This is a genomic window from Methylobacterium sp. Gmos3 (assembly GCF_056430985.1).
Map to the genome: position 1 here is coordinate 146,490 of NZ_JBWJYL010000008.1, position 18,885 is coordinate 165,374.

Sequence of the window (18,885 nt, forward strand, 5' to 3'; positions counted from 1 at the left end):
GATGCTCGGATGAGCCACACCGATTCGTCCGAGCGCTTGAACGAGTACGGCCAGCCCATCGGGCCGGCGCTGCCGGAGTGGACGCCACGTCCGCGTCCGCCGCGCACGCCGATGCGTGGCCGGTTCTGCCACGTGGTGCCCCTCGATCCGGCGGCCCATGCGGCGAAGCTCTACGCGCTCTTCCAGGGCGCGCTTGACCGGCGCAGCTGGACCTACCTGATGGACGAATTGCCGGAGACGGAGGCCGCGTTCCGCGAGCGCCTGGACCGGCAGGCGGCGGGAGACGACCCGCTGTTCCACACGATCCTCGACGCGCAGACGAGCGAACCGCTCGGCATCGCCTCGTATCTCCGCATCGACCCGGCCAATGGGGTGATCGAGGTCGGCCATCTGCATTTCGGCCCGACTTTGCAGCGCAAGCCGGCGGCCACGGAGGCCATGGCCCTAATGATGGCCCGCGCCTTTGATGAACTCGGCTACCGCCGCTACGAGTGGAAATGCGACAGCCTCAACGCGCCCTCGCGCGCGGCGGCCCTGCGCTACGGCTTCGCGTTCGAGGGCATCTTCCGCAAGGCGGTAGTGGTGAAGGGCCGCTCGCGGGATACGGCGTGGTACGCCGTCACCGACGCGGACTGGCCGCGCCTGCGGGACGCCTTCCAGACCTGGCTTGCCCCGGAGAACTTCGACGCCGAGGGGCGTCAGCGTCGAAGCCTCGCGGAGATTCGCGGCTGACTGCCGTTCACCGTCGTCATTGCTTCACTGCGTTCGCAATGACGTTGGAGCTGTCAGGATCGGCTGGCCAAGAAGCGATCCGCGCTGCGCAACGCCAGCGCCATGATCGTCAGCGCCGGGTTGGCCGCCAGCGAACTCGGGAAGGTCGAGCCGTCGCTGATCCAAAGGTTGTCGATCTCGAAACTGCGGCCGAACGGATCGACCACCGCCGTATCGCCGTCGTGGCCCATCCGGCAGGTGCCGATCGTGTGGGCCACACGCTCCAGCACCCAGATGTCCATGGCGCCCGCCGCCTCCCACAGTTCGCGCATCACCTTGGTGGCATGGGCGTTCAGCCGCTCCTCGTTGGTGGAGTAGCCGAAGTCGATCTGCGCCTTGCGCATCCCCCGTGCATCGACCTCATCCGAGAGCGTCAGCACGTTGGCATCGCAGGGCAGCGTCTCGCCGTTGATGCCGATTCCTGCGAGGTGATTGTAGCGGCCGAGATAGTCGGTGAGCGCCTTGCCCCACAGGCCGCGCCCGCGTGCCACCGCGTTGCCGAAGGTGAGCGGCACCACGCCGAGGCTCTGGATCAGGTAGCCGCCCGCGAAGTCGGCCCCCTCGGCGCGGATGAAATCCTCGGTGATGAGCGAGGAGGGATAGCCCCGGTTCATCCGCACCTCGTGGTCGAAGGTGCCCCAGACCTGCGTCGCCACATGGCCCATGTAGTTGCGCCCGACCTGCCCGCTGCCGTTGGCGAGGTCGTTGTGCAGCAGCAGACGCGGCGTCTCGACGGCGCCCGCGCTGAGAAACACCGCCCGGCAGCGCTGGCGCGTTTCGCGGCCCCCGTGGCTGTAGATCACCGCCGAGATCCGCCCGTCGGCCCCACGCTCGAAGCCGGTGACGAAGCTTTCCGGCCGGATCTCCGCACCATGCGCGACCGCGAGCGGCAGGTAGGTCACGTCCATGCTCGCCTTGGCGCCGTTGCGGCAGCCCTGGTGGCAGAAGCCGCAATTGATGCAGCCATGGCGGAGAGGCCCGTCCTCGGACTGGAACTCGCGCGAGACCAAGGCGGCGGGCGCGTCGGCCCAGCGGATGCCCCGGCTGTCGCAGGCGCCGGCCATGATCTCGGCCGGGCCGTTCCGCTTGACCGGCGGCAACGGATAGCGGCGCGACGCATCCCACGGATAGGTCGGCGGGCCTGATACGCCGAGAAAGCCTTCGACGCGCTCGTAGTAGGGCACAAGCTCCGCGTGCTCGAGGGGCCAGTCGACACCTTCGCCGCTCTCCGTAAACAGGCGCAGGTCGCGGGCATCGGCGCGGGGCACGAAGGCGCCCCAGTGCAGCGTCGAGCCGCCGACACCCGTGCCGCTGTTGTTGGCGCCGAAGGCCTCCGGCGTCGAGCCGCCGCTCAGGCGTTCGTCGGTCCAGTAGATTTCGTCGGCCAGCGTTTCATCGAAGGCGAACTTTTCCGGCCGGAAGTTCGGCCCGGCTTCCAGGGCGACGACCGACAGGCCCGAGGCCGCCAGCTTGGCGATGACGGGGGCGCCGCCGGCCCCGGTGCCGACCACGACGACATCGACCGTATCGCCCTCGGCATAAGTCCGCATGGAATCGAGGTTCATCGTGCGGACTCCGTGGAGCGGGGCTCCCAGCTTTCAGGGGAATCGAGGCCGGTGCTGTGGAAGCCCGGCAGGCCGGCGGCCAGGGGTTCGGGGCTGTCACCGCCCGCGCCGATCCCGGAGAAGCCGATGCTGGCAAGCGCTGCCGGATGGGCGAGGTACAGGCGCACGGCATCCGCCCGCACATCCTCGAACCAGAAGCGCATCCGGTCGGCATCGAGCCGGCCGCCGAGCGAGTCCGGTACGGACAGTTCGCCCTTCTGCGCCAGCGTCAGGAGAGCGTCCTGCCCCGCCTCGTCCAGCGCGACGAAGGGGCGTTCGTGGGCGGCCCGCGACGCCGCATCGAGCGTGCGGAGCGCGGCGCGATAGGCCTCCGCATCGGGCGGCAGGGCGACGAAGCGCCAGCCGTCCCCGCCGCCGGAGGCCAGCCGCGCATCGAGCCGCGCCGCGACGTCGAGGCCCGGCACGGGCAGCACCCGCGCGAAGACCGCCCGCAGGATCGCGAATTCCACCGCATCGACCGCCTTCGGCGTGTAGGCCGGATCGTCGGGCTCGGCGCGCTGGCGAAGGGTCTCGCGCAGGCGGGAATTGACCCGGTCGGACGCGATCAGCGCATCGTAATCGGCGGGAACGGGGAAAGTGTTCGGCGCAGCGGCGGCGGATATCGGCTCGCGGAGCAGGCGGGCCAGCTCCTCCGGCTTCTCCATCGGCAGCAGATGCGCGACGCCCTCCACCGTCACGAGGCGTCCGTTCGGAAGATGCGGCATCATCAGCGCCGCCTGGGCGTCGGCGCCAAGATCGGCGTCCTCGGATCCGGCGAGGACGAGGGCGGGCATCCGCAGCGTGCCGATGCGGCGGCAATGATCCTCATTCGACCCGGAGTTCAACCACGCCTTCCAGGCTTCGGGGGCGGCACGAAGCACATCCTCGACGGCCCGGTCCTCGGCCTCCGGCGCAAGCTTCGCGGCGACGTTCGCCCGCACGAACGCCCGCGCCTCCCTGGCGCGGGTCTCGTCGTCGGCGTCGATCCAGGCGAGCATCTTCGCGCGGCGATCCTCGGGGATCGGCTCCGGGCTCGGCGGCGAGCCGGAGATCAGCACGAGGCCCGAAAGCCCCTCCAGCCGGTCGTCACCATCCTCGGCACGCCGGGCGAGGGCGAGGGCGACCTTGGCGCCCATGCTGTGGCCGGCGAGGCGGAACGGCCCCGGCGCGGCGGCGACGATGGCCTCCGTCACGGCGTCGGCCATGGCGTCGATGCCGTATCCCGATTGGCCGCTCGCCGCGCCGAAGCCCGGCAGGTCGACGGGGACGAGGCGTGCGGTGCCGTCGAGGGCTCGCGCGAGGGCCTCCCAGCTTCGGGTGCTTCCGCCTAGAAAGTGGAGGCAGAACAGGGTGTCTGGGGGGCGTCCGGTCATGAGCCGGACATCGCGCGAGCTTAACCGAGTTCAAGTCGGTGCGACATCGCAGGATGGATGATGGCGGGATCAGTCACGGATGATCTGTGCTGGCAGGTGGAAGAGGCGTGCCTGAACGCGTGGCCAAGCCCGCGTCACGCCCTCGTCCATGGCTATCTCCTCCGCGCGGCGGGCGGATCCTCGAAGCGCATCAACTCGTGCAATCCCCTGCGCGGGGCGGGCGACCCGGACGCGGCGATAGACGCCAGCGAGGCGATCTATGCCGGGCTCGGACAGCGGCCGATCTTCCGCGTGCCCGACATCGCCGCGCAGATGCTCCCCGCTCTCGAACGGAGGGGCTACCGCGCCATCGGCGAAACCCGAACCCTGTACCGCGATCTCGGCGACTGCGCTGAGGCCGAGGTCACTGTCGCGCCGGCCCCCTCACTGGAATGGCTCGCCATCCGCGATGCCGTGAGCGGCCATCATGCCGAGACGGCGCGGACGTTCCGCATGGTGACGGAGGCGATCCTGCTGCCGCGCGCCTTCGTGTCGGTGGAGGGGCCGGACGGGATCGGCGCCATCTGCTTCGGCGTCCGGGCCGGGGCGCTGCTGGTGATCGAGTCGGTGGCCGTGCCGGAGGCCCTGCGTCGGCATGGCTTCGCGCGGAGGGCGGTGGCCGGCTTGATGCGCTGGGGCGCGGAGACGGGTGCCAGCGCCGTCTGCCTTCAGGTCGAGGACAGCAACACGGCGGCAATCACCCTCTACCAGAGCCTCGGCTTCACTAGAGAGTTGTACCGCTACCATTACCGGGTCCGGGATTAGCGCATTAGGGGAACTCCGCTCATGCCGTGACCACGTCATTGCGAGCGTAGCGAAGCAATCCAGGGACGCGCCACGTTCGGAAACGGCCCGCTGACACTGGATTGCTTCGCTACGCTCGCAATGACGGAGATGGTTGTTCTCCTCCGCGAGACTTTTTCAGCGCTATGTTAGGCGTCGAACAGCGTTCCCTGCTTCGCCTTCGGGCTCTTCGCGCGCGGCGCCGGGCGCTTGCCCTTGGCCGGCACGGCCTCGACGGTCCCGTCCGCGAATTGCAGGGTCAGGCGCGTCGCCGCCTCGGCTTCCTCGGCCTGCTTCAGGGGGCGGCCGTCGCCGTCGCGGACCAGGGCGAAGCCCCGGTCGAGGACGGAGCGATAGCTGAGAGTCCCGAGCAGATCGGCCAGCGATTGCAGGCGGCTGTGGCGGCGCTCGATGTCGCGTCGCCCGGCCTGGACGAGCCGCGCCGTCAGCCCCGCGAGGCGGTCGCGGCGGCGTGCTTCGAGGGCGCGGGCGCGCTCCAGCCCGGATTCCTTGGCCAGGACGAGGCGGCGGCCGAATTGCGCGACCTGCTCCTCTTTCCGCCTCACCTCGACGATGAGCGCGCGGTGGGCGCGGTCGTCGATCCGTTCCAGGCGGGCGCGGGCATGGGCGAGGGCGAGTTCCGGCGAGCGGCGGGCGAGCCGGTCGAGGAGCGCCTGAAGCTTCACCCGGTGGCGGGCGGCGCCGGCCGCCAGCGCCGGAGCGAGGCGCGCCTCCGCGAGGTCGAGCCGCTGGCGCTTTGCCGCGAGCAGCATGTCGGGGCCGGGCATGGCGCGGGCGAGGCCGCGCAGGTCCGCCCGGTCGCGCTCGATCCGGCGGCGGACGGCGCCGCCGCCACGCGCCGCCAGATCCGCCACCGTGGCGATGAGGTCGGCCCGCACCGGCACCGCCATCTCGGCCGCGCCGGTCGGCGTCGGCGCGCGGCGGTCGGCCACGTGGTCGATCAGCGTCGTGTCGGTCTCGTGGCCCACCGCCGAGATCAGCGGGATGTCGCTTTCGAAGGCGGCGCGGACGACGCATTCCTCGTTGAAAGCCCACAGGTCCTCGATCGAGCCGCCGCCGCGGGCGACGATCAGCAGATCGGGCCGGGGGATGGGGCCACCGGGCGACAGGGCGTTGAAGCCCCTGATCGCGGCGGCGACCTCCTCGGCGGCGCCGTCGCCCTGCACGCGCACCGGCCAGACGAGGACGGGGCGAGGGAAGCGGTCCTGCAGCCGGTGGAGGATGTCGCGGATCACTGCCCCGGTCGGCGAGGTGACGACGCCGACGACGTTCGGCAGGAACGGGATAGGCTTGCGGTGCTCGGGGAGGAACAGGCCCTCGGCGGCGAGCATCTTCCGCCGCTCTTCCAGCAACGCCATCCACGCACCGAGCCCGGCGGGTTCCAGGCTGTCGATGACGATCTGGTAGGAGGACTTGCCCGCGAAGGTCGTGATGCGCCCGGTGGCGATGACCTCCAGCCCCTCCTGGGGCTTCTGCCGCAGGCGGCCGTAGACGCCCTTCCACACCACGGCATCGATGCGTGCCTGCCCGTCCTTCAATGAGAAGTAGGCGTGGCCGGAGCCATGGACGCCCCGGAAACCGGAGATCTCACCGCGCAGCCGGACATGGCCGAAGCGTTCTTCCAGGGTCTGCTTGAGGGCGGCGGCGAGGTCGCCCACCGACCATTCCGGCTGGTTGCCGGCCAGCACCGACGAGGGCGGCACGTCCGCGGACGACGGCGGGGCCTTGGGGCGGGGAGGGGGGACCAGGGGCATCGCGACGACGCTAGGCGGACCCGGCGTGCCGGTAAAGATGGAAACCGGCCCCTGCGGGAGCATGTACACCCGGAGCAACAAGGGGACGAAACGCCATGAACGCCTTCATCGCAGTCGTGCTGGTCTGCGCCAACGGGATCGCTCAAGAGGCCTGCACCGACGCGCAGGCGCTCGAAGTCCGCAAGGTGCGGGTCGCGAATGAACTCGGCTGCGCCACCGGCTGGCAGGAGATCATCGCCCGCACCGACCTGCGCGAGGATATCGGCAAGACCGCCTACCTCAAGACCGAATGCCGGCGGGTGAAGGAGAACTAACCGCACTGTCGTCATTGCGAGCGCAGCGAAGCAATCCAGGGCGGCGCCGAGTTCTGAAGCAGCCCGCTAATTCTGGATTGCTTCGCTCCGCTCGCAAAGACGGAAAGGGAAGTGGACGCGGGAGTTCAGCCGATCTCCCGCGCCCGGTCCCGGAGAACGAACTTCTGGATCTTGCCCGTTGAGGTCTTCGGCAAGGGGCCGAACACCACCGTCTTCGGCACCTTGTAGCGGGCCATCCGCTCGCGACAGAAGGCGATGATCGTCTCCTGGCTCGGCACCTCGCTGCCGGGCTTGGCTTCGAGGAAGGCGCAGGGCGTCTCGCCCCAGGTCGGATCGGGCCGGGCGACCACGGCGGCAAGCATCACCGCGGGATGGCGCATCAGCACCTCCTCCACCTCCAGGCTGGAGATGTTCTCGCCGCCCGAGATGATGATGTCCTTCGAGCGGTCCTTGATCTCAACGGCGCCGTCCGCGTGCCAGACGGCGAGGTCGCCCGTGGCGTACCAGCCGCCGGCCAGCGCCTTCTCCGTAGCGGAGGGGTTGCCGAGATAGCCCTTCATGATCGTGTTGCCGCGCAGGCGGATCTCGCCGATCCGGCTGCCGTCCTGCGGCACGGGCTCACCCATCTCGGGATCGGTGACGGTCACGGCATCGAGGGTCGCCAGTGCCACGCCCTGCCGGGCCATGCGCTGGTAGCGCTCCTCGTCCGATAGGTCGGCCCAATCGGGCTGGGCGAGACAGGCGGTGGCCGGGCCGTAGCTCTCCGTCGCCCCGTACAGGTGCGTGATGCGGAAGCCCATCTCCTCCATCGTGCGGATGATGGTGGAGGAGGGCGCCGCGCCGCCGACCGCGCAGCGCACCGTCTGGGGGAAGTCCCGCCGCTCGTGCGCGGGGGCATGGGCGATCATCGACAGGACGATGGGGGCGCCACACAGATGCGTCACCCCGTGCTCGGCGATCAGCCGAAAGATATCCGCCGGTTCGACCTTCCGCAGGCAGACCTGCGTCGCGCCCGCCGCCACGCAGGCCCAGGGGTAGGACCAGCCGCTGCAATGGAACATCGGCAGGGTCCAGAGATACACGCTCTCGCCCGACAGCCCGAAGGTCACGGCATTGCCGAGCGCCTGGAGATAGGCGCCGCGATGGCTGTAGACCGCGCCCTTCGGATCGCCCGTCGTGCCGGAGGTGTAGAGCAGGCAGAGGGATTGCCACTCGTCCTCAGGCGGAGCCCAGGCATGGGCGGGGTCGCCCGCCTCGATCAGCGCCTCGTAGGGGAGGGCGTCCGCGATCCCCGTCTCGCCGATGGCGACGACGAGGGGCGCCGAGTCCATCGTGGCCAGCGCCTTCGCGGCCAGCGGCGCATGGGCGTCCTCGACGATCAGCACCCGCGCGCCGCCATGCCGGAGGGAGAAGGCGATGGTCGCCGGGTCGAGGCGGGTGTTGAGCGGGTTCAGCACCGCGCCGAGCATCGGCACGGCGAAATGCGCCTCGACCATCTCGGGGATGTTGGAAGCCAGGATCGCCACCGTATCGAGCCGCCCGATCCCCCGCGCGGCGAGTGAGGAGGCGAGGCGGCGGCAGCGCTCGTAGAGGGCGGCGTAGGTGAGGCGGCGCTCACCGTCGATCACCGCGACGCGGGCGCCGAAGGCCGCCGCCGCGCGGGCGAGCAGGCTCACCGGCGTCAGGGACACGTAATTCGCCGCCCTGCGTTCCAGCCCCACTTCGAAGCGGTGCGCGGCCCCGCCGGCTGGCGGCATCGGGGTGTCCGTCATGACGGCCCTCTCGGTCAGGCGGCGGGCGTGGCGTTCGCCCCTTGGCGCCATGATTTCGAGGGCGGCTGCGCTGTCAATCGCGCGGGGCGGCGGGATCGAATAGGCTGCGTCCTCCGTAACGAGTCGCGGGCTGCCGTTACCGCGATGCGGTTGACGGGACACGCCGTCATGTCAAATGCCACGCTGCCGGGGTGAGCCGGCTTCGTCGCGAGCGGGAGCCGAACGTGAACAACGACAACCTGCCGGCCCCACCGGACGCGATGCGCCGCGAGATGGCCGAAAGCGCGGTCGCCAAGGCCCGCGAGGCCTATGAGCGCTACGCCCATGCCGGCGAGCAGGCGCTGAACGCCTTCGAGGCCTCCATGGCCCAGGCCTTCGAGGGCTGGAAGCAGGTGGCGGGCTCGACCCGCGAGGCGGCGACGCAGCTCACCGACAGCAATGTCGCGGGCGCCCGTAAGGCGCGGGAGCAGTGGGAATCGGCCGGCGCGCGCCTCTACAACGCCTTCGAGGACAACGCGAGCCAGATGTTCTTCGCCATGCGCGAGATCGGCCATCGGATGCTCGTCGCCTCGGACACGAACGTGCGCGCCTCCCTCGACTTCGCGGAGCGCCTCGCTGCGACCTCGGACCCGCGCGAGATGCTGCAGTTGCAGGTGGGCTTCATGCAGGACCAGTCGCGCCGGATCACCGATCAGGTGGTCGACCTGCACCAGACCACGTCGCGCCTCGCGCGTGAGGCCGCGATCCGCGCCGAAACGCGGTGACGACCCTGCTCGACGCCCGTCCCCTGCGGCTCGACGAGCTGAGCGAGGCCGATGTCCCGTTCCGCACGGGGCATTTCCTCGCCTACGCGCCCAAGGACTTCCACCGCATCGCCTATGTCGATTGGGGCGATCCTGAGAGCCGCCGTGTCATCATCTGCGTCCACGGCCTGAGCCGGCAGGGGCGGGACTTCGACCCGCTCGCCTACGCGCTCGCCAAGATGGGCTACCGGGTGATCTGCCCGGACCTGCCGGGGCGGGGCCTTTCCGGCTGGCTGCGCGATCCCGAACTCTACGCCCTGCCGCAATACGCCGCCGACATGGCGGCGCTCATCGCTCACCTCAATCTGAAGGGCGAGATCGATTGGATCGGCACCTCCCTCGGGGGCCTCACCGGCATGGTGCTGGCCTCGGCACAGGACACGCCGATCCGCCGGCTCGTCATCAACGATATCGGGCCGTTCCTGCCCTGGGCGCCCATCCGCCATATCGGCGATCGCCTGCGGGACGCGCCGCGCCTGCACCACAACCTCGCCTCCGGTGAATCGCGCCTGCGGATCGTGCTCGGCGCGTTCGGGCCGCTCACCGACGAGCAATGGCGCCACATCGCCATTCACAGCTTCTTCCCCGAACCCTCGGGCGGGTGGCGCCCGCATTACGACCCCGCCATCGGGCAGGCCTTCCGGCCGGGCCGGGTCTACAGCGTGAGCATGTGGCGCGATTGGGACGCCATCACCTGTCCGGTCCTGCTCCTGCGCGGCGTCGAGTCGGACCTGCTCCTACGGGACACGGCCGACGAGATGATGCGGCGCGGCCCGCGCACCTACCGCGTCGAGATCCCCCATTGCGGCCACGCACCGGCGCTGCTCGACCCGGAGCAGATCCGCATCGTCACGGACTGGCTGGGTCCGGCGGCCTGACGGCGCCCGCACAAAAACCCCGCTGCGGCGAGGCCGCGCGGGCAAGTCGAGCCTGGGTAAGAACAAGCGAAGCCGTGGCGGGAGGGCTGAGATGGGGCGTCTCGCGTGTTCGAAGTCGTGCCTGAAAGGCCGCTTCCATGCCCCTGGGGCCGCTCCCGTCCGGTTATCCGTCGAGAAGCCGCTAGGTTACGGGCCGAACGGTCCCGCTCCCATCATGGCGGCATCCTGCTGAGGTGGAGTCATGCCTGTCTCCTTCAGCTTGCTGCGATGTATTCATCAGTCGTCCGCACTATCCGCAGGGTGCTGGATGACCCGTGCCCCGCATCTGCGAAGCACAGGAGGAGACTGCTCCCGTCCTTCCGCCTCGTCAACACGAAAAATGAAGCCGTCTTCGCTTTCTCGCCAACGCGGGAAGCACGGCCTTTGCATCACAAGCTTAACAAACACTTCCGCGCCGCCAATTGACTAGGCCGCAATTGAACGGGCCAATCCGCTATTGGCGCTGGGCTTCGACCGTCGCCGCCGGGCGGCCGGCGATACGGTCGCGCAGATCCATGAACCAGGCCGGCGGGGTCGCGCGCCCATCGCCGACCACCACGGTGGCGGTCATGCCCGCCACCAGCGGGACCTCGGGCGGCACGTGGTCGATCCTGATCCGCACCGGCACGCGCTGGGCGAGGCGAACCCAGGTGTAGACCGGGTTGACGTCCGGCAGGCCCTGCGTGCTCGCGGTGGCGTTGGCGGTGGAGATGCCGAGCGTGATGCTCGCCACCGTCCCGCGCAGGTGCTGCGGGTAGCCCATCAGCGCGACATCGGCCGAGGCGCCAACCTGAATGTTGCGCATCTTGGTCTCCTCGAAATATCCGTCGATCCAGTAGGAATCGGTGTCGAGGACGTTGATGTTCGACGTGCCGCTGCGGGCGTAGTCGCCTACGCGCATGAGCAGGTTGGTCACGCGGCCATTCACGGTGGAGCGGACCTGCGTGCGGTCCAGATTGATCTTGGCCTGCCGCAGCTGCGCCTGCGCCGCCTCCAGAGCCGCCGAGGCGATCTTGGCGTTGCCCGCATAGATCTGCTTCTCCTCGACCGAGGTCGACACGGTGGAAAGTGCCTCGCGCCGCGCCGCCTGGGCGCTCTTCACCGACAGATCGGCCTCCCGATTCTTCACCTCGGCATCGGCGGATGAGACCGCGACCTCGAAATCGACCGGGTCGATGACATAGAGAATGTCGCCCCGCTTGACGTTCTGGTTGTCGGCGACGCGCACGTCGACGATCCGCCCGGAGACCTCCGGGGCGATGTTGGCGACCTGCACGCGCACCCGTCCGTCGCGGGTCCAGGGCGCCTCCACGTAGAATTGCCAGACGAACGCCGCCGCGACGAAAGCCGCGATCAGGATCAGCCCGGTCGCGGCGAGGCGGAACACCTTTGCGGTCCGGCCGCGCCCGGTGGCCTTCGTGAATCCCGCATGGGTGGCCGGCGGCTCCACGGGCGGCGGCGCGGATGTGCCGTCGTCCGATGCGGTCGGCGCGACCTTCCTGGGATCGTCCTCGTCGGCGGTGGTCTGCGGCATCAGGTCAGCGCAATCAGCAGGGCGAGGACGCAGACATAGATGCCGGCCTCGGCGAGGGGGGCGTTCGCGACGTAACGGCTGAGCCGGATGCGGGCGAAGACGAAACGCAGCGCGAGCAGAATAGCGAACGCGACGAGGGCGTAACCCACGAAGGACGAGATCAGGACCCCGCCGAAGTGGATATCCTCATGCATGATCAGTCTAGCCGCCTCTACCTCAGAACGGAGCTATATCGAGCCGCTGTAGAAAGCGTCGGTGGCGCGCAATGGTTCGCGCCGCGCCGACGAGATCGCTCACGACGCGCGCGGTCAGGAGCCGCACGCTCCTGTCGTGATCCCGTGCCGCCTGAAGGAGCGCACGCGCGGCATTCTCGAGGGCGCGGTCGTCCCCCCGTGCGAGGGCGTTACGGGTAGGGGCGATCAGCGGTCGCAGAGCCTCGATTCGCCACAGGGCGCGCAGCTCCGCATGGGCCCTCGCCGCCGCAGCTTCGAGCCGCGCCAGCGCGAAGGCGTGCGTAAGGTTCGCCTTGCGCACCGCACTGTTGCCGGAACTATAGCCGGCGAATTGGAACAGGCGGTCGGCGTTCAGGCTGGTGCGGGTCGTCGCATCGCCGCCCTCGCCGAGCATGGCATCGGCCAGCGACCGCTTCGCGGAATCGAGGGCGAACACGCGCTTCTGGGCATTGCTCACCGGCAGGACGAGGCGGACCACCACACTCAGGACGACGGCCGCCACGAGAACGAGGAAGCCGTTCAGGAGGAATGTCTGCGCGTCGTAATCCTGCGGGTTCGACGGGCCGAGCAGGACGGGGAAGAACACGATCAGGATGAAGCCGATGCCGAAGGTCTTCTGATTCAGGGAGAGGAAGCAGCCGAGATAGATGACCGGCGCCATCACCAGGGCGAGCATCGGGAAGCCCTGGACGCCGTTCAGCAGGGCGAAGCGGGCAATGCCCGCGAAGGTCGCCGCCAGCGTCATGCCGATGAGCACGCCGTTGGCGAATTTCTTCGGGTCCGGTGTCACCGAAGACAGCGCGGCGGTGGCCGCCACCTGCACCAGGGCGAAGGAAGCCTGCGGCAGTCCGAGCGCCACGAAGCTCGCCGCCGTCACTGCGAAGCCGATCACGACCCGCATCGCACCGCGCGCCGCGACGGGAAAGTCGCGATGGGTCGGCAGCTGCGAATCGCGCAGGGGCTCGTGGCCATCGGCGAGCGCTTTCACCCCGTCCTGGGCGAACGTCGCCGCGCAGGCGAAATCGAGGGCGCGTTGCAGAGCCACGATCTCGTCGATGGGGCGATGAGGATCGCGGATTGCCGCATCGACGAGATCGCGCAACCGTCGATCATCCGCAGCGAGGCGATCGGCATCCGTCCCGGCGGCGATACGGTCGCAGATGGCGAGCGCCTCCTTCACGGCCGGCGACGGGGCACGCAGGGCAGCCGTCGCGGCGGCCACGATGCGGATCGAGGCCGCCATGGCATAGAGCGCAGCGATGCAGCTTCGCGCGCCGGCTGCGCGGAACGGGCCGTCATCGAGTTCCCCGGCGATGGCGCTCGCATCGGATCGCATGGGCGCGATCTGCCGGATCAGCGCCGCCGTGCGGGCGACGCCGAGATCGCCCTTCTCGAGGGACTCCCGCGCGTAGGCGCGGGTCGCGTCCCAGGCATCCGCCAGGGTCGGCAACAGGGAACGCCACGTACTAGGCGAGGCGAGGGCATCGTTGATGAAGGTGATCGCGACGATGCCGAGGACTATGGCCGCGACGCGGGCGGTCGCGGCGTCGAACGTGTCCTGCGGCGTATCGATCTGCGCCAGCGCGACGATGCCGACCGTGTAGCCGGAGAGCATCGCCCCATAGGCGCGCGTATCCTGAAGGTACTGCGCCACGAACACGCAGAGGCCGAGCCAGACCGCGACCGCCACGAGCAGCAGCACGCGGTCCTGTCCGAACAGGGCGATGAAGACGATCGACACGGCGGCGCCGATCAGCGTCCCGACGAAACGGTAGACCGCCTTCGAGATGGCCTGTCCGCGCTTCGGCTGGGCGAGGATCGCCACGCAGGTCGCGGCCGAGGAGGCGCTTTCCAGCTGGAGCCAGAACGCCACCCCGAGGGCGAGCATCATCGCGATCCAGATGCGCGTGGCGAAGGCCCAGGCGGCGGGCTTGGGCACCCAGGCATCGGCGAAGTCGATCAACCGGTCGAGGCGGGAGCCGCCCGCCGGCGCGGCGCTGTCGAGCCGCGCGTTCATCGTCCCGTCCTCCAGGCTGAGCCATTGGGCGGGCATCAACGCGCACGCGGCGTGCCAGTTCAACGCCGCGCCGGCGGGACAGGCTGGGCGGCCGCTCTCAGGCCTTGTCGTTGCCCTTCAGGCGCTTGTTGCACTTGCTCCAGAACTGCGGCCACTTCGGCCCCTGGGCGGTCTTCTGCGCATCGGTGAGGGCGCGCCACTCGGCGCCGCAGGTCTTCTGCCGCTCGCGGGCCGCGCTTTGGCCGGCGCTTGGTGCCTTGGCCGCAGGGGCGGTTTCCGTGGGGGCGGCATCCTTGGCGAACGCTGCCGGAGTGGCCGCGAGGGACAGGGCGAGGCATGTCGCCCTGAACAAACGAACGTTCATCGTAGCGTCTCTCACGCCGCCGACACGGGCGGCGACCGGAACGGGGCACAGCGCCGGGCCGCCGGTCGAGCCCGAAGACGCGTTGCGCACAGGCCGATCCGCTCACGAACGCGCGAGACAATCAGAGCGTGTGTCTTGAGAAGGAAGGCAAAATCGTCTTCATTCGCAGCCGCACAGGGTCCGTCTCGGATCGCCTGAAGGGAAACGATTGATGGCAGCGGTCAACGCCCGGCCGATCGACGTGCACACGTGGAGCACGCCGAACGGTTGGAAGGTTCCGATCATGCTGGAGGAGTGCGAGCTCCCCTACCGTGTCGTGCCCGTGAACATCGCGAAGAACGAGCAATTCGCGCCCGATTTCCTGGCGATCTCACCCAACAACAAGATCCCGGCCATCGTCGATCCCGACGGCCCCGGCGGCCAGCCGATCACCGTCTTCGAATCGGGCGCGATCCTTCAATACCTCGGCCGCAAGACCGGGAAGCTCTACCCCACCGACGAGCGGGCCCGGGTGGCGGTGGACGAGTGGCTGTTCTGGCAGGTGGCGGGTTTCGGGCCGATGCTCGGCCAGACCCACCATTTCAAGATCTACGCGCCCGAGAAGGTGCCCTACGCCATCGAGCGCTTCACCGCCGAGGCCAAGCGGCTCTACGGCGTATTGGAACGGCGCCTCGAAGGGCGCGAGTATATCGCCGACGAGTATTCCATCGCCGACATCGCAACGGTGACCTGGGCCAAGCTCAACTTCAAGCAGGGCGTCGAGATTTCCGCCCTCCCGAACATCGCCCGCTGGCTGGAGCGCGTGCTGGCGAGGCCCGCCGTGCAGCGGGGCCTCGCCGCGATCTAGGCGATCAGTTCTTGTTCGACGCCTGCTGGTTCACGCCCGGCACGCGCGTCCAGGTCTGCGAGCCGCAGAGCACCTTGAGCAAGCAGCCCGAGACGCTGAGTTCGGATTCGCTCTCGCGCTCCATGCTCACGTCGTAGGTCTTGCCCTCCTCGACGTTGTAGATCTGGCCCGAGAACTTGCCGTCCTCCGGCCGCAGGCCCTCGATGAGCTGCAGGCCGATCACCGGGCGGGCGCGCTTCTTCGGATCCGGGTTCTTGATGTCGGTGCGCGGGGCGCCGGTTTCCGTGGTCGGCACCTTCAGCCAAACGACCTTGCCGCAGACATGGGACGCATTCGCGCCGCAGCGATCGATCTGGATCTTGGCGCGGCCGTCACCCGTCAGCCACGTCCCCGAGGGGTCGCGGGGGGTCTCGGCCTGGACGGCGGACAGGCCCGCCAGGAGAAAAGCGGGGCTGAGGGCGACGCGCAGGATCGGCTTCATGAGCAGCTCCGAATTCTGGAAAGGCCCGACATGGCGCCGGGACCCGATGCGGCAATGGAGCCCTCGCAATCGGGCGATTTTCTGGCCGTGTTGCGGCAAGGCCACGTTTCCCCGGCTTTCCCAATCCCCTCCGGCGGGTTGAGGCAGGGGTTGCGCGGGGCTATAAGCCCGCCGCCCAAGGGATTTCGCGCGAGAGGGGATCTCGCGGAAGGCGCCCTTGGCCGCGGTGCGATGCGGACCCGGTTCGTGCGCCCGATCTCCCGCCCGAATTCCCGACAGAAAGACCACGGACCATGGCCACCGAGCGCACCTTCTCGATCCTCAAGCCCGATGCGACCCGCCGCAACATCACCGGCGCCGTGAATGCCGTGATCGAAGGCGCGGGCCTCCGCATCGTCGGCCAGCGCCGCATCCAGATGACCAAGGCCCAGGCCGAGAAGTTCTACGAGGTCCACAAGGAGCGCCCGTTCTACGGCGAGCTCGTGGAATTCATGACCTCCGGCCCGGTCGTCGTGCAGGTGCTCGAGGGCGAGAACGCCGTCGCCAAGTACCGTGAGGTGATGGGTGCCACGAACCCGGCCCAGGCCGCCGAGGGCACCATCCGCAAGCAGTTCGCCGAGTCGGTCGGTGAGAACACCGTCCACGGTTCGGACAGCGCCGAGAACGCGAAGATCGAGATCGCGCAGTTCTTCCAGGATTCGGACCTCACCAAGTGAGATGACGGTGGCCGGCGGGGCACACAGCCCGGCCGGCTACTTCCGGGAACGCCTCTCCGGCATGATGACCGGAGGGTGTGTCCGCCCCGTCATTGACGACGCGGAGTCCGGGGGCGACCAGAGAACTCGGTAGTACACCCCGAGCCCTGGGACCACGAACGATGACGACCCGCCTTCGCCTGCTGGCCGCGACCGGCCTCCTCGCCCTCGGCGCCACCGCCGCCCTCGCGAGCGGTTCCTCGGCGCCCTTCGAGCAGTACCAGCCCGACCCGGCGCTCAAGACCGCGACCAAGGCCAACCTCGAAGGCCGCGTGCGCCATGCCTGCGCCGTCGTGCAGGCCCGCATGACCAGCGCCCCCGAGGCGTCCCTGGATCGGCCTTGCGGCTGCTACGCCAAGCAGACCCTGCGCAGCCTCGATGAATCCGAGCTCGAAGCTTACCGCGTCACGGGCTATTTCAACGACAGCGCCCGCGCCAAGGCCCTCTCGGCCCTCGATTCCTGCAAGCTGCAGCGCCCGGTCTGATTCACACTAGAGGCTGCCTTTGATGTTGAGGCGGCTTCAATTCTCCACCTCATCCTGAGGTGCCCGCGTCAGCGGGCCTCGAAGGAGGGCTCCAGGGATCGCGGAGCCCTCTGGAACCCTCCTTCGAGGCCGCCGCTTTGCGACGGCACCTCAGGATGAGGTCAGGAGACGGGAGGTAGGTTGAACCGCCCCCCACGCGATCATGGCTTTAGAGGCTGAACAGCACGCCATCCGGCGGCGCGTCGTCGATCACGACGCGCCCGCCGTCGAGGCGCGCTCGTCCGCCCGCGACGAGCGCCAGCGCCGCCGGGTAGAGCCGGCGCTCCTGCACGATGATCCGCGCGGCGAGGCTGTCCGGGTCGTCACCCTGGCGTACCGGCACGGCCGCCTGCGCGACGATGGGGCCGGCATCGAGTTCCGGCACCACGAAATGCACCGTGCAGCCGTGCAGCCGCACCCCGGCCGCCAGCGCCTGCGCATGGGTGTGCGTGCCCTTGAACAGCGGCAGCAGGGACGGGTGGATGTTGATCATCCGGCCCGCCCAGCCCTCCACGAACCCGTCCGTCAGGATCCGCATGAAGCCGGCGAGGCACACCAATTCGGTGCCCGCTTCACGCAAAGCCGCGTCGATGGCCGCGTCGAAGCTTGCCCGGTCGGAGTAGGCCCGGTGATCGATCGCCCGCGTCGGGATGCCGAGGCCAGCGGCCCGGGCCAAGCCCTCGGCTTGCGGATCGTTCGACAGGACAAGGACGATCTCGGCCGGGAAGGCGGGATCGCGCGCCGCCTCGGCGAGCGCGACCATGTTCGAGCCGCGCCCGGAGATGAGAACCGCGACGCGGACCTTCTTCACCGCTGCCGTCACAGGTGCAGGGAGCCGGTGAAGGTGACGGGCTCGGCGCCGCGCGCGGTGATCCGCCCAAGACGGACGGGCGCCTCGCCGGCGTCGGTCAGGGTCCTCGTCACCGCGTCCTCCGAGCCGGCAGCGGCGACCACCACCATGCCGATCCCGCAATTGAAGGTGCGCAGCATCTCGGCCTGCGCGACGCCGCCCTCGCGGGCGAGCCAGCCGAAGACCGGAGGCGGGGTGAGCGCATCGAGATCGACCTCGATGCCGATGGCGTCGGGCAGCACGCGGGGCAGATTGTCGGGGAAGCCGCCGCCCGTGATGTGCGCGAGCGCCTTGATGCCGTCCGTCGCGCGAAGTGCCGCGAGCAGGGGCTTGACGTAGATCTTCGTCGGCTCCAGCAGCGCCTCCCCGAGGCTGCGGGCGGGATCGAACGGCGCGGGCGCGTCCCAGCCGAGGCCGGTGCGGGCCACGATCCGGCGGACGAGCGAATAGCCGTTCGAATGCACGCCCGAGGAGGGCAGGCCAAGCACGACGTCGCCGGGGGCGATGCCGGGCTTCGGCAGCAGCGTGCCGCGCTCGGCAGCGCCCACCGAGAAGCCGGCAAGGTCGTAATCGGAGCCGTCGTAGAGGCCGGGCATCTCGGCGGTCTCGCCGCCGATCAGCGCGCAGCCCGCCTGCCGGCACCCCTCGGCGATGCCGCGCACGATGTCGGCGCCCACGCCCGGCACGAGCTTTCCGGTGGCGTAATAGTCGAGGAAGAACAGCGGCTCGGCGCCCTGCACGATCAGGTCGTTCACGCACATCGCCGCGAGGTCGATGCCGATCGTGTCGTGCTTGCCCGTTTCGATGGCGATCTTCACCTTGGTGCCGACGCCGTCATTGGCCGCGACGAGGATCGGATCGCGAAAACCCGCCGCCTTCAGGTCGAACAGGCCGCCGAAGCCGCCGATCTCCGCATCCGCGCCCGGCCGCCGGGTCGAGCGCACCAGAGGCTTGATCGTCTCCACCATCGCATTGCCGGCGTCGATGTCGACGCCCGCCTGCGCGTAGGTGAGGCCTTTCCCGTCCGCCGTCATGCCAGCGCCATCCCGATCTGATTTCGGCACCGCTCTAACGGGTAATGCGCCATCGCGCGAGTCGGTCTTGACCTTGTGGGCCGACTGCCGACCCT

General features: G+C 69.4%; 19 protein-coding genes. 8 read left to right on the forward strand and 11 right to left on the reverse strand.

Going from position 1 to position 18,885, the window contains the following annotated elements:
* The first annotated feature begins 9 nt into the window (after nt 1-9).
* Nucleotides 10-732, forward strand: coding sequence for a GNAT family N-acetyltransferase (locus ACS5Q7_RS17905; RefSeq protein ID WP_478340622.1), 723 nt, complete (start codon nt 10-12; stop codon nt 730-732).
* Nucleotides 733-785: 53 nt separating this feature from the next.
* Here ACS5Q7_RS17905 and ACS5Q7_RS17910 read toward each other — a convergent pair whose 3' ends face one another.
* Both ACS5Q7_RS17910 and ACS5Q7_RS17915 read right to left on the reverse strand, forming a co-directional pair.
* The gene (locus tag ACS5Q7_RS17910; RefSeq protein ID WP_478340623.1) at nt 786-2,336 is read right to left on the reverse strand and encodes a GMC family oxidoreductase; all 1,551 of its coding nucleotides are present in this window, start codon (nt 2,334-2,336) and stop codon (nt 786-788) included.
* Nucleotides 2,333-3,748, reverse strand: a complete 1,416-nt coding sequence (locus ACS5Q7_RS17915; protein WP_478340624.1) for an alpha/beta hydrolase — start codon at nt 3,746-3,748, stop codon at nt 2,333-2,335. Before ACS5Q7_RS17915 ends, ACS5Q7_RS17910 begins: the two co-directional genes overlap by 4 nt.
* 60 nt (nt 3,749-3,808) lie before the next feature.
* Here ACS5Q7_RS17915 and ACS5Q7_RS17920 point away from each other — a divergent pair, with 60 nt between their 5' ends.
* Complete coding sequence (locus ACS5Q7_RS17920) at nt 3,809-4,552, forward strand: GNAT family N-acetyltransferase (protein ID WP_478340625.1); 744 nt, start codon at nt 3,809-3,811, stop codon at nt 4,550-4,552.
* A gap of 167 nt (nt 4,553-4,719) precedes the next feature.
* Here the strand turns inward: ACS5Q7_RS17920 and xseA are convergent, their stop codons facing one another.
* Nucleotides 4,720-6,345, reverse strand: a complete 1,626-nt coding sequence (gene xseA / locus ACS5Q7_RS17925) for an exodeoxyribonuclease VII large subunit (RefSeq protein WP_478340626.1) — start codon at nt 6,343-6,345, stop codon at nt 4,720-4,722.
* A 95-nt stretch (nt 6,346-6,440) separates the two neighbouring features.
* On the opposite strand from xseA, the gene ACS5Q7_RS17930 reads away from it, so the two are divergent.
* Nucleotides 6,441-6,659, forward strand: coding sequence for a hypothetical protein (locus ACS5Q7_RS17930; RefSeq protein WP_478340627.1), 219 nt, complete (start codon nt 6,441-6,443; stop codon nt 6,657-6,659).
* A 125-nt stretch (nt 6,660-6,784) separates the two neighbouring features.
* On the opposite strand, the gene ACS5Q7_RS17935 is transcribed toward ACS5Q7_RS17930, so the two are convergent.
* The gene (locus tag ACS5Q7_RS17935; protein ID WP_478340628.1) at nt 6,785-8,431 is read right to left on the reverse strand and encodes an AMP-binding protein; all 1,647 of its coding nucleotides are present in this window, start codon (nt 8,429-8,431) and stop codon (nt 6,785-6,787) included.
* Between the two features lie 224 nt (nt 8,432-8,655).
* Here ACS5Q7_RS17935 and ACS5Q7_RS17940 point away from each other — a divergent pair, with 224 nt between their 5' ends.
* Together ACS5Q7_RS17940 and ACS5Q7_RS17945 are read left to right on the forward strand one after the other, a co-directional pair.
* A complete protein-coding gene (locus ACS5Q7_RS17940) occupies nt 8,656-9,195 on the forward strand; it encodes a phasin family protein (RefSeq protein ID WP_478340629.1) in 540 nt (179 codons plus the stop codon).
* On the forward strand, nt 9,192-10,112 hold the full coding sequence (locus ACS5Q7_RS17945; RefSeq protein WP_478340630.1) for an alpha/beta fold hydrolase: 921 nt from the start codon (nt 9,192-9,194) through the stop codon (nt 10,110-10,112). Before ACS5Q7_RS17940 ends, ACS5Q7_RS17945 begins: the two co-directional genes overlap by 4 nt.
* A gap of 493 nt (nt 10,113-10,605) precedes the next feature.
* On the opposite strand, the gene ACS5Q7_RS17950 is transcribed toward ACS5Q7_RS17945, so the two are convergent.
* The 4 genes from ACS5Q7_RS17950 to ACS5Q7_RS17965 all read right to left on the reverse strand — a co-directional run bounded on the left by ACS5Q7_RS17950 (nt 10,606) and on the right by ACS5Q7_RS17965 (nt 14,299).
* Nucleotides 10,606-11,685, reverse strand: a complete 1,080-nt coding sequence (locus ACS5Q7_RS17950) for an HlyD family secretion protein (protein WP_478340631.1) — start codon at nt 11,683-11,685, stop codon at nt 10,606-10,608.
* Nucleotides 11,685-11,879, reverse strand: coding sequence for a DUF1656 domain-containing protein (locus ACS5Q7_RS17955; protein WP_342163253.1), 195 nt, complete (start codon nt 11,877-11,879; stop codon nt 11,685-11,687). The genes ACS5Q7_RS17950 and ACS5Q7_RS17955 overlap by 1 nt, the downstream gene beginning before the upstream one ends.
* Before the next feature lie 22 nt (nt 11,880-11,901).
* Nucleotides 11,902-13,935, reverse strand: coding sequence for an FUSC family protein (locus ACS5Q7_RS17960; protein ID WP_478340827.1), 2,034 nt, complete (start codon nt 13,933-13,935; stop codon nt 11,902-11,904).
* A 97-nt stretch (nt 13,936-14,032) separates the two neighbouring features.
* Complete coding sequence (locus tag ACS5Q7_RS17965) at nt 14,033-14,299, reverse strand: hypothetical protein (RefSeq protein ID WP_478340632.1); 267 nt, start codon at nt 14,297-14,299, stop codon at nt 14,033-14,035.
* A 211-nt stretch (nt 14,300-14,510) separates the two neighbouring features.
* Between ACS5Q7_RS17965 and ACS5Q7_RS17970 the strand changes: the two genes are divergently transcribed.
* Nucleotides 14,511-15,146 (forward strand): glutathione S-transferase family protein, encoded by a 636-nt coding sequence (locus tag ACS5Q7_RS17970; protein ID WP_478340633.1) that lies wholly within the window; start codon nt 14,511-14,513, stop codon nt 15,144-15,146.
* A 4-nt stretch (nt 15,147-15,150) separates the two neighbouring features.
* Here the strand turns inward: ACS5Q7_RS17970 and ACS5Q7_RS17975 are convergent, their stop codons facing one another.
* Nucleotides 15,151-15,615, reverse strand: a complete 465-nt coding sequence (locus ACS5Q7_RS17975; RefSeq protein WP_478340828.1) for a DUF2147 domain-containing protein — start codon at nt 15,613-15,615, stop codon at nt 15,151-15,153.
* 305 nt (nt 15,616-15,920) lie between these two features.
* On the opposite strand from ACS5Q7_RS17975, the gene ndk reads away from it, so the two are divergent.
* Nucleotides 15,921-16,343, forward strand: a complete 423-nt coding sequence (gene ndk / locus ACS5Q7_RS17980) for a nucleoside-diphosphate kinase (RefSeq protein WP_478340634.1) — start codon at nt 15,921-15,923, stop codon at nt 16,341-16,343.
* Nucleotides 16,344-16,504: 161 nt separating this feature from the next.
* Complete coding sequence (locus ACS5Q7_RS17985) at nt 16,505-16,867, forward strand: hypothetical protein (protein WP_478340635.1); 363 nt, start codon at nt 16,505-16,507, stop codon at nt 16,865-16,867.
* A gap of 208 nt (nt 16,868-17,075) precedes the next feature.
* Here the strand turns inward: ACS5Q7_RS17985 and purN are convergent, their stop codons facing one another.
* Together purN and purM are read right to left on the reverse strand one after the other, a co-directional pair.
* Nucleotides 17,076-17,729, reverse strand: coding sequence for a phosphoribosylglycinamide formyltransferase (gene purN, locus ACS5Q7_RS17990; protein ID WP_478340636.1), 654 nt, complete (start codon nt 17,727-17,729; stop codon nt 17,076-17,078).
* Nucleotides 17,726-18,790 (reverse strand): phosphoribosylformylglycinamidine cyclo-ligase, encoded by a 1,065-nt coding sequence (gene purM / locus ACS5Q7_RS17995; RefSeq protein ID WP_478340637.1) that lies wholly within the window; start codon nt 18,788-18,790, stop codon nt 17,726-17,728. The genes purN and purM overlap by 4 nt, the downstream gene beginning before the upstream one ends.
* Between the last annotated feature and the right edge of the window lie 95 nt (nt 18,791-18,885).

What these genes read in the sequence shown, in the direction of transcription:
- ACS5Q7_RS17930 (WP_478340627.1), top strand. Translation starts at nt 6,441, where the DNA reads ATGAACGCCTTCATCGCAGTCGTGCTGGTCTGCGCCAACGGGATCGCT.
- purM (WP_478340637.1), bottom strand. Translation starts at nt 18,790, where the DNA reads ATGACGGCGGACGGGAAAGGCCTCACCTACGCGCAGGCGGGCGTCGAC.
- ACS5Q7_RS17920 (WP_478340625.1), top strand. Translation starts at nt 3,809, where the DNA reads ATGGCGGGATCAGTCACGGATGATCTGTGCTGGCAGGTGGAAGAGGCG.
- ACS5Q7_RS17955 (WP_342163253.1), bottom strand. Translation starts at nt 11,879, where the DNA reads ATGCATGAGGATATCCACTTCGGCGGGGTCCTGATCTCGTCCTTCGTG.
- ACS5Q7_RS17970 (WP_478340633.1), top strand. Translation starts at nt 14,511, where the DNA reads ATGGCAGCGGTCAACGCCCGGCCGATCGACGTGCACACGTGGAGCACG.
- xseA (WP_478340626.1), bottom strand. Translation starts at nt 6,345, where the DNA reads ATGCCCCTGGTCCCCCCTCCCCGCCCCAAGGCCCCGCCGTCGTCCGCG.
- ACS5Q7_RS17985 (WP_478340635.1), top strand. Translation starts at nt 16,505, where the DNA reads ATGACGACCCGCCTTCGCCTGCTGGCCGCGACCGGCCTCCTCGCCCTC.
- ACS5Q7_RS17915 (WP_478340624.1), bottom strand. Translation starts at nt 3,748, where the DNA reads ATGACCGGACGCCCCCCAGACACCCTGTTCTGCCTCCACTTTCTAGGC.
- ACS5Q7_RS17935 (WP_478340628.1), bottom strand. Translation starts at nt 8,431, where the DNA reads ATGACGGACACCCCGATGCCGCCAGCCGGCGGGGCCGCGCACCGCTTC.
- ACS5Q7_RS17965 (WP_478340632.1), bottom strand. Translation starts at nt 14,299, where the DNA reads ATGAACGTTCGTTTGTTCAGGGCGACATGCCTCGCCCTGTCCCTCGCG.
- ndk (WP_478340634.1), top strand. Translation starts at nt 15,921, where the DNA reads ATGGCCACCGAGCGCACCTTCTCGATCCTCAAGCCCGATGCGACCCGC.
- ACS5Q7_RS17910 (WP_478340623.1), bottom strand. Translation starts at nt 2,336, where the DNA reads ATGAACCTCGATTCCATGCGGACTTATGCCGAGGGCGATACGGTCGAT.
- ACS5Q7_RS17905 (WP_478340622.1), top strand. Translation starts at nt 10, where the DNA reads ATGAGCCACACCGATTCGTCCGAGCGCTTGAACGAGTACGGCCAGCCC.
- ACS5Q7_RS17960 (WP_478340827.1), bottom strand. Translation starts at nt 13,935, where the DNA reads ATGAACGCGCGGCTCGACAGCGCCGCGCCGGCGGGCGGCTCCCGCCTC.
- ACS5Q7_RS17950 (WP_478340631.1), bottom strand. Translation starts at nt 11,685, where the DNA reads ATGCCGCAGACCACCGCCGACGAGGACGATCCCAGGAAGGTCGCGCCG.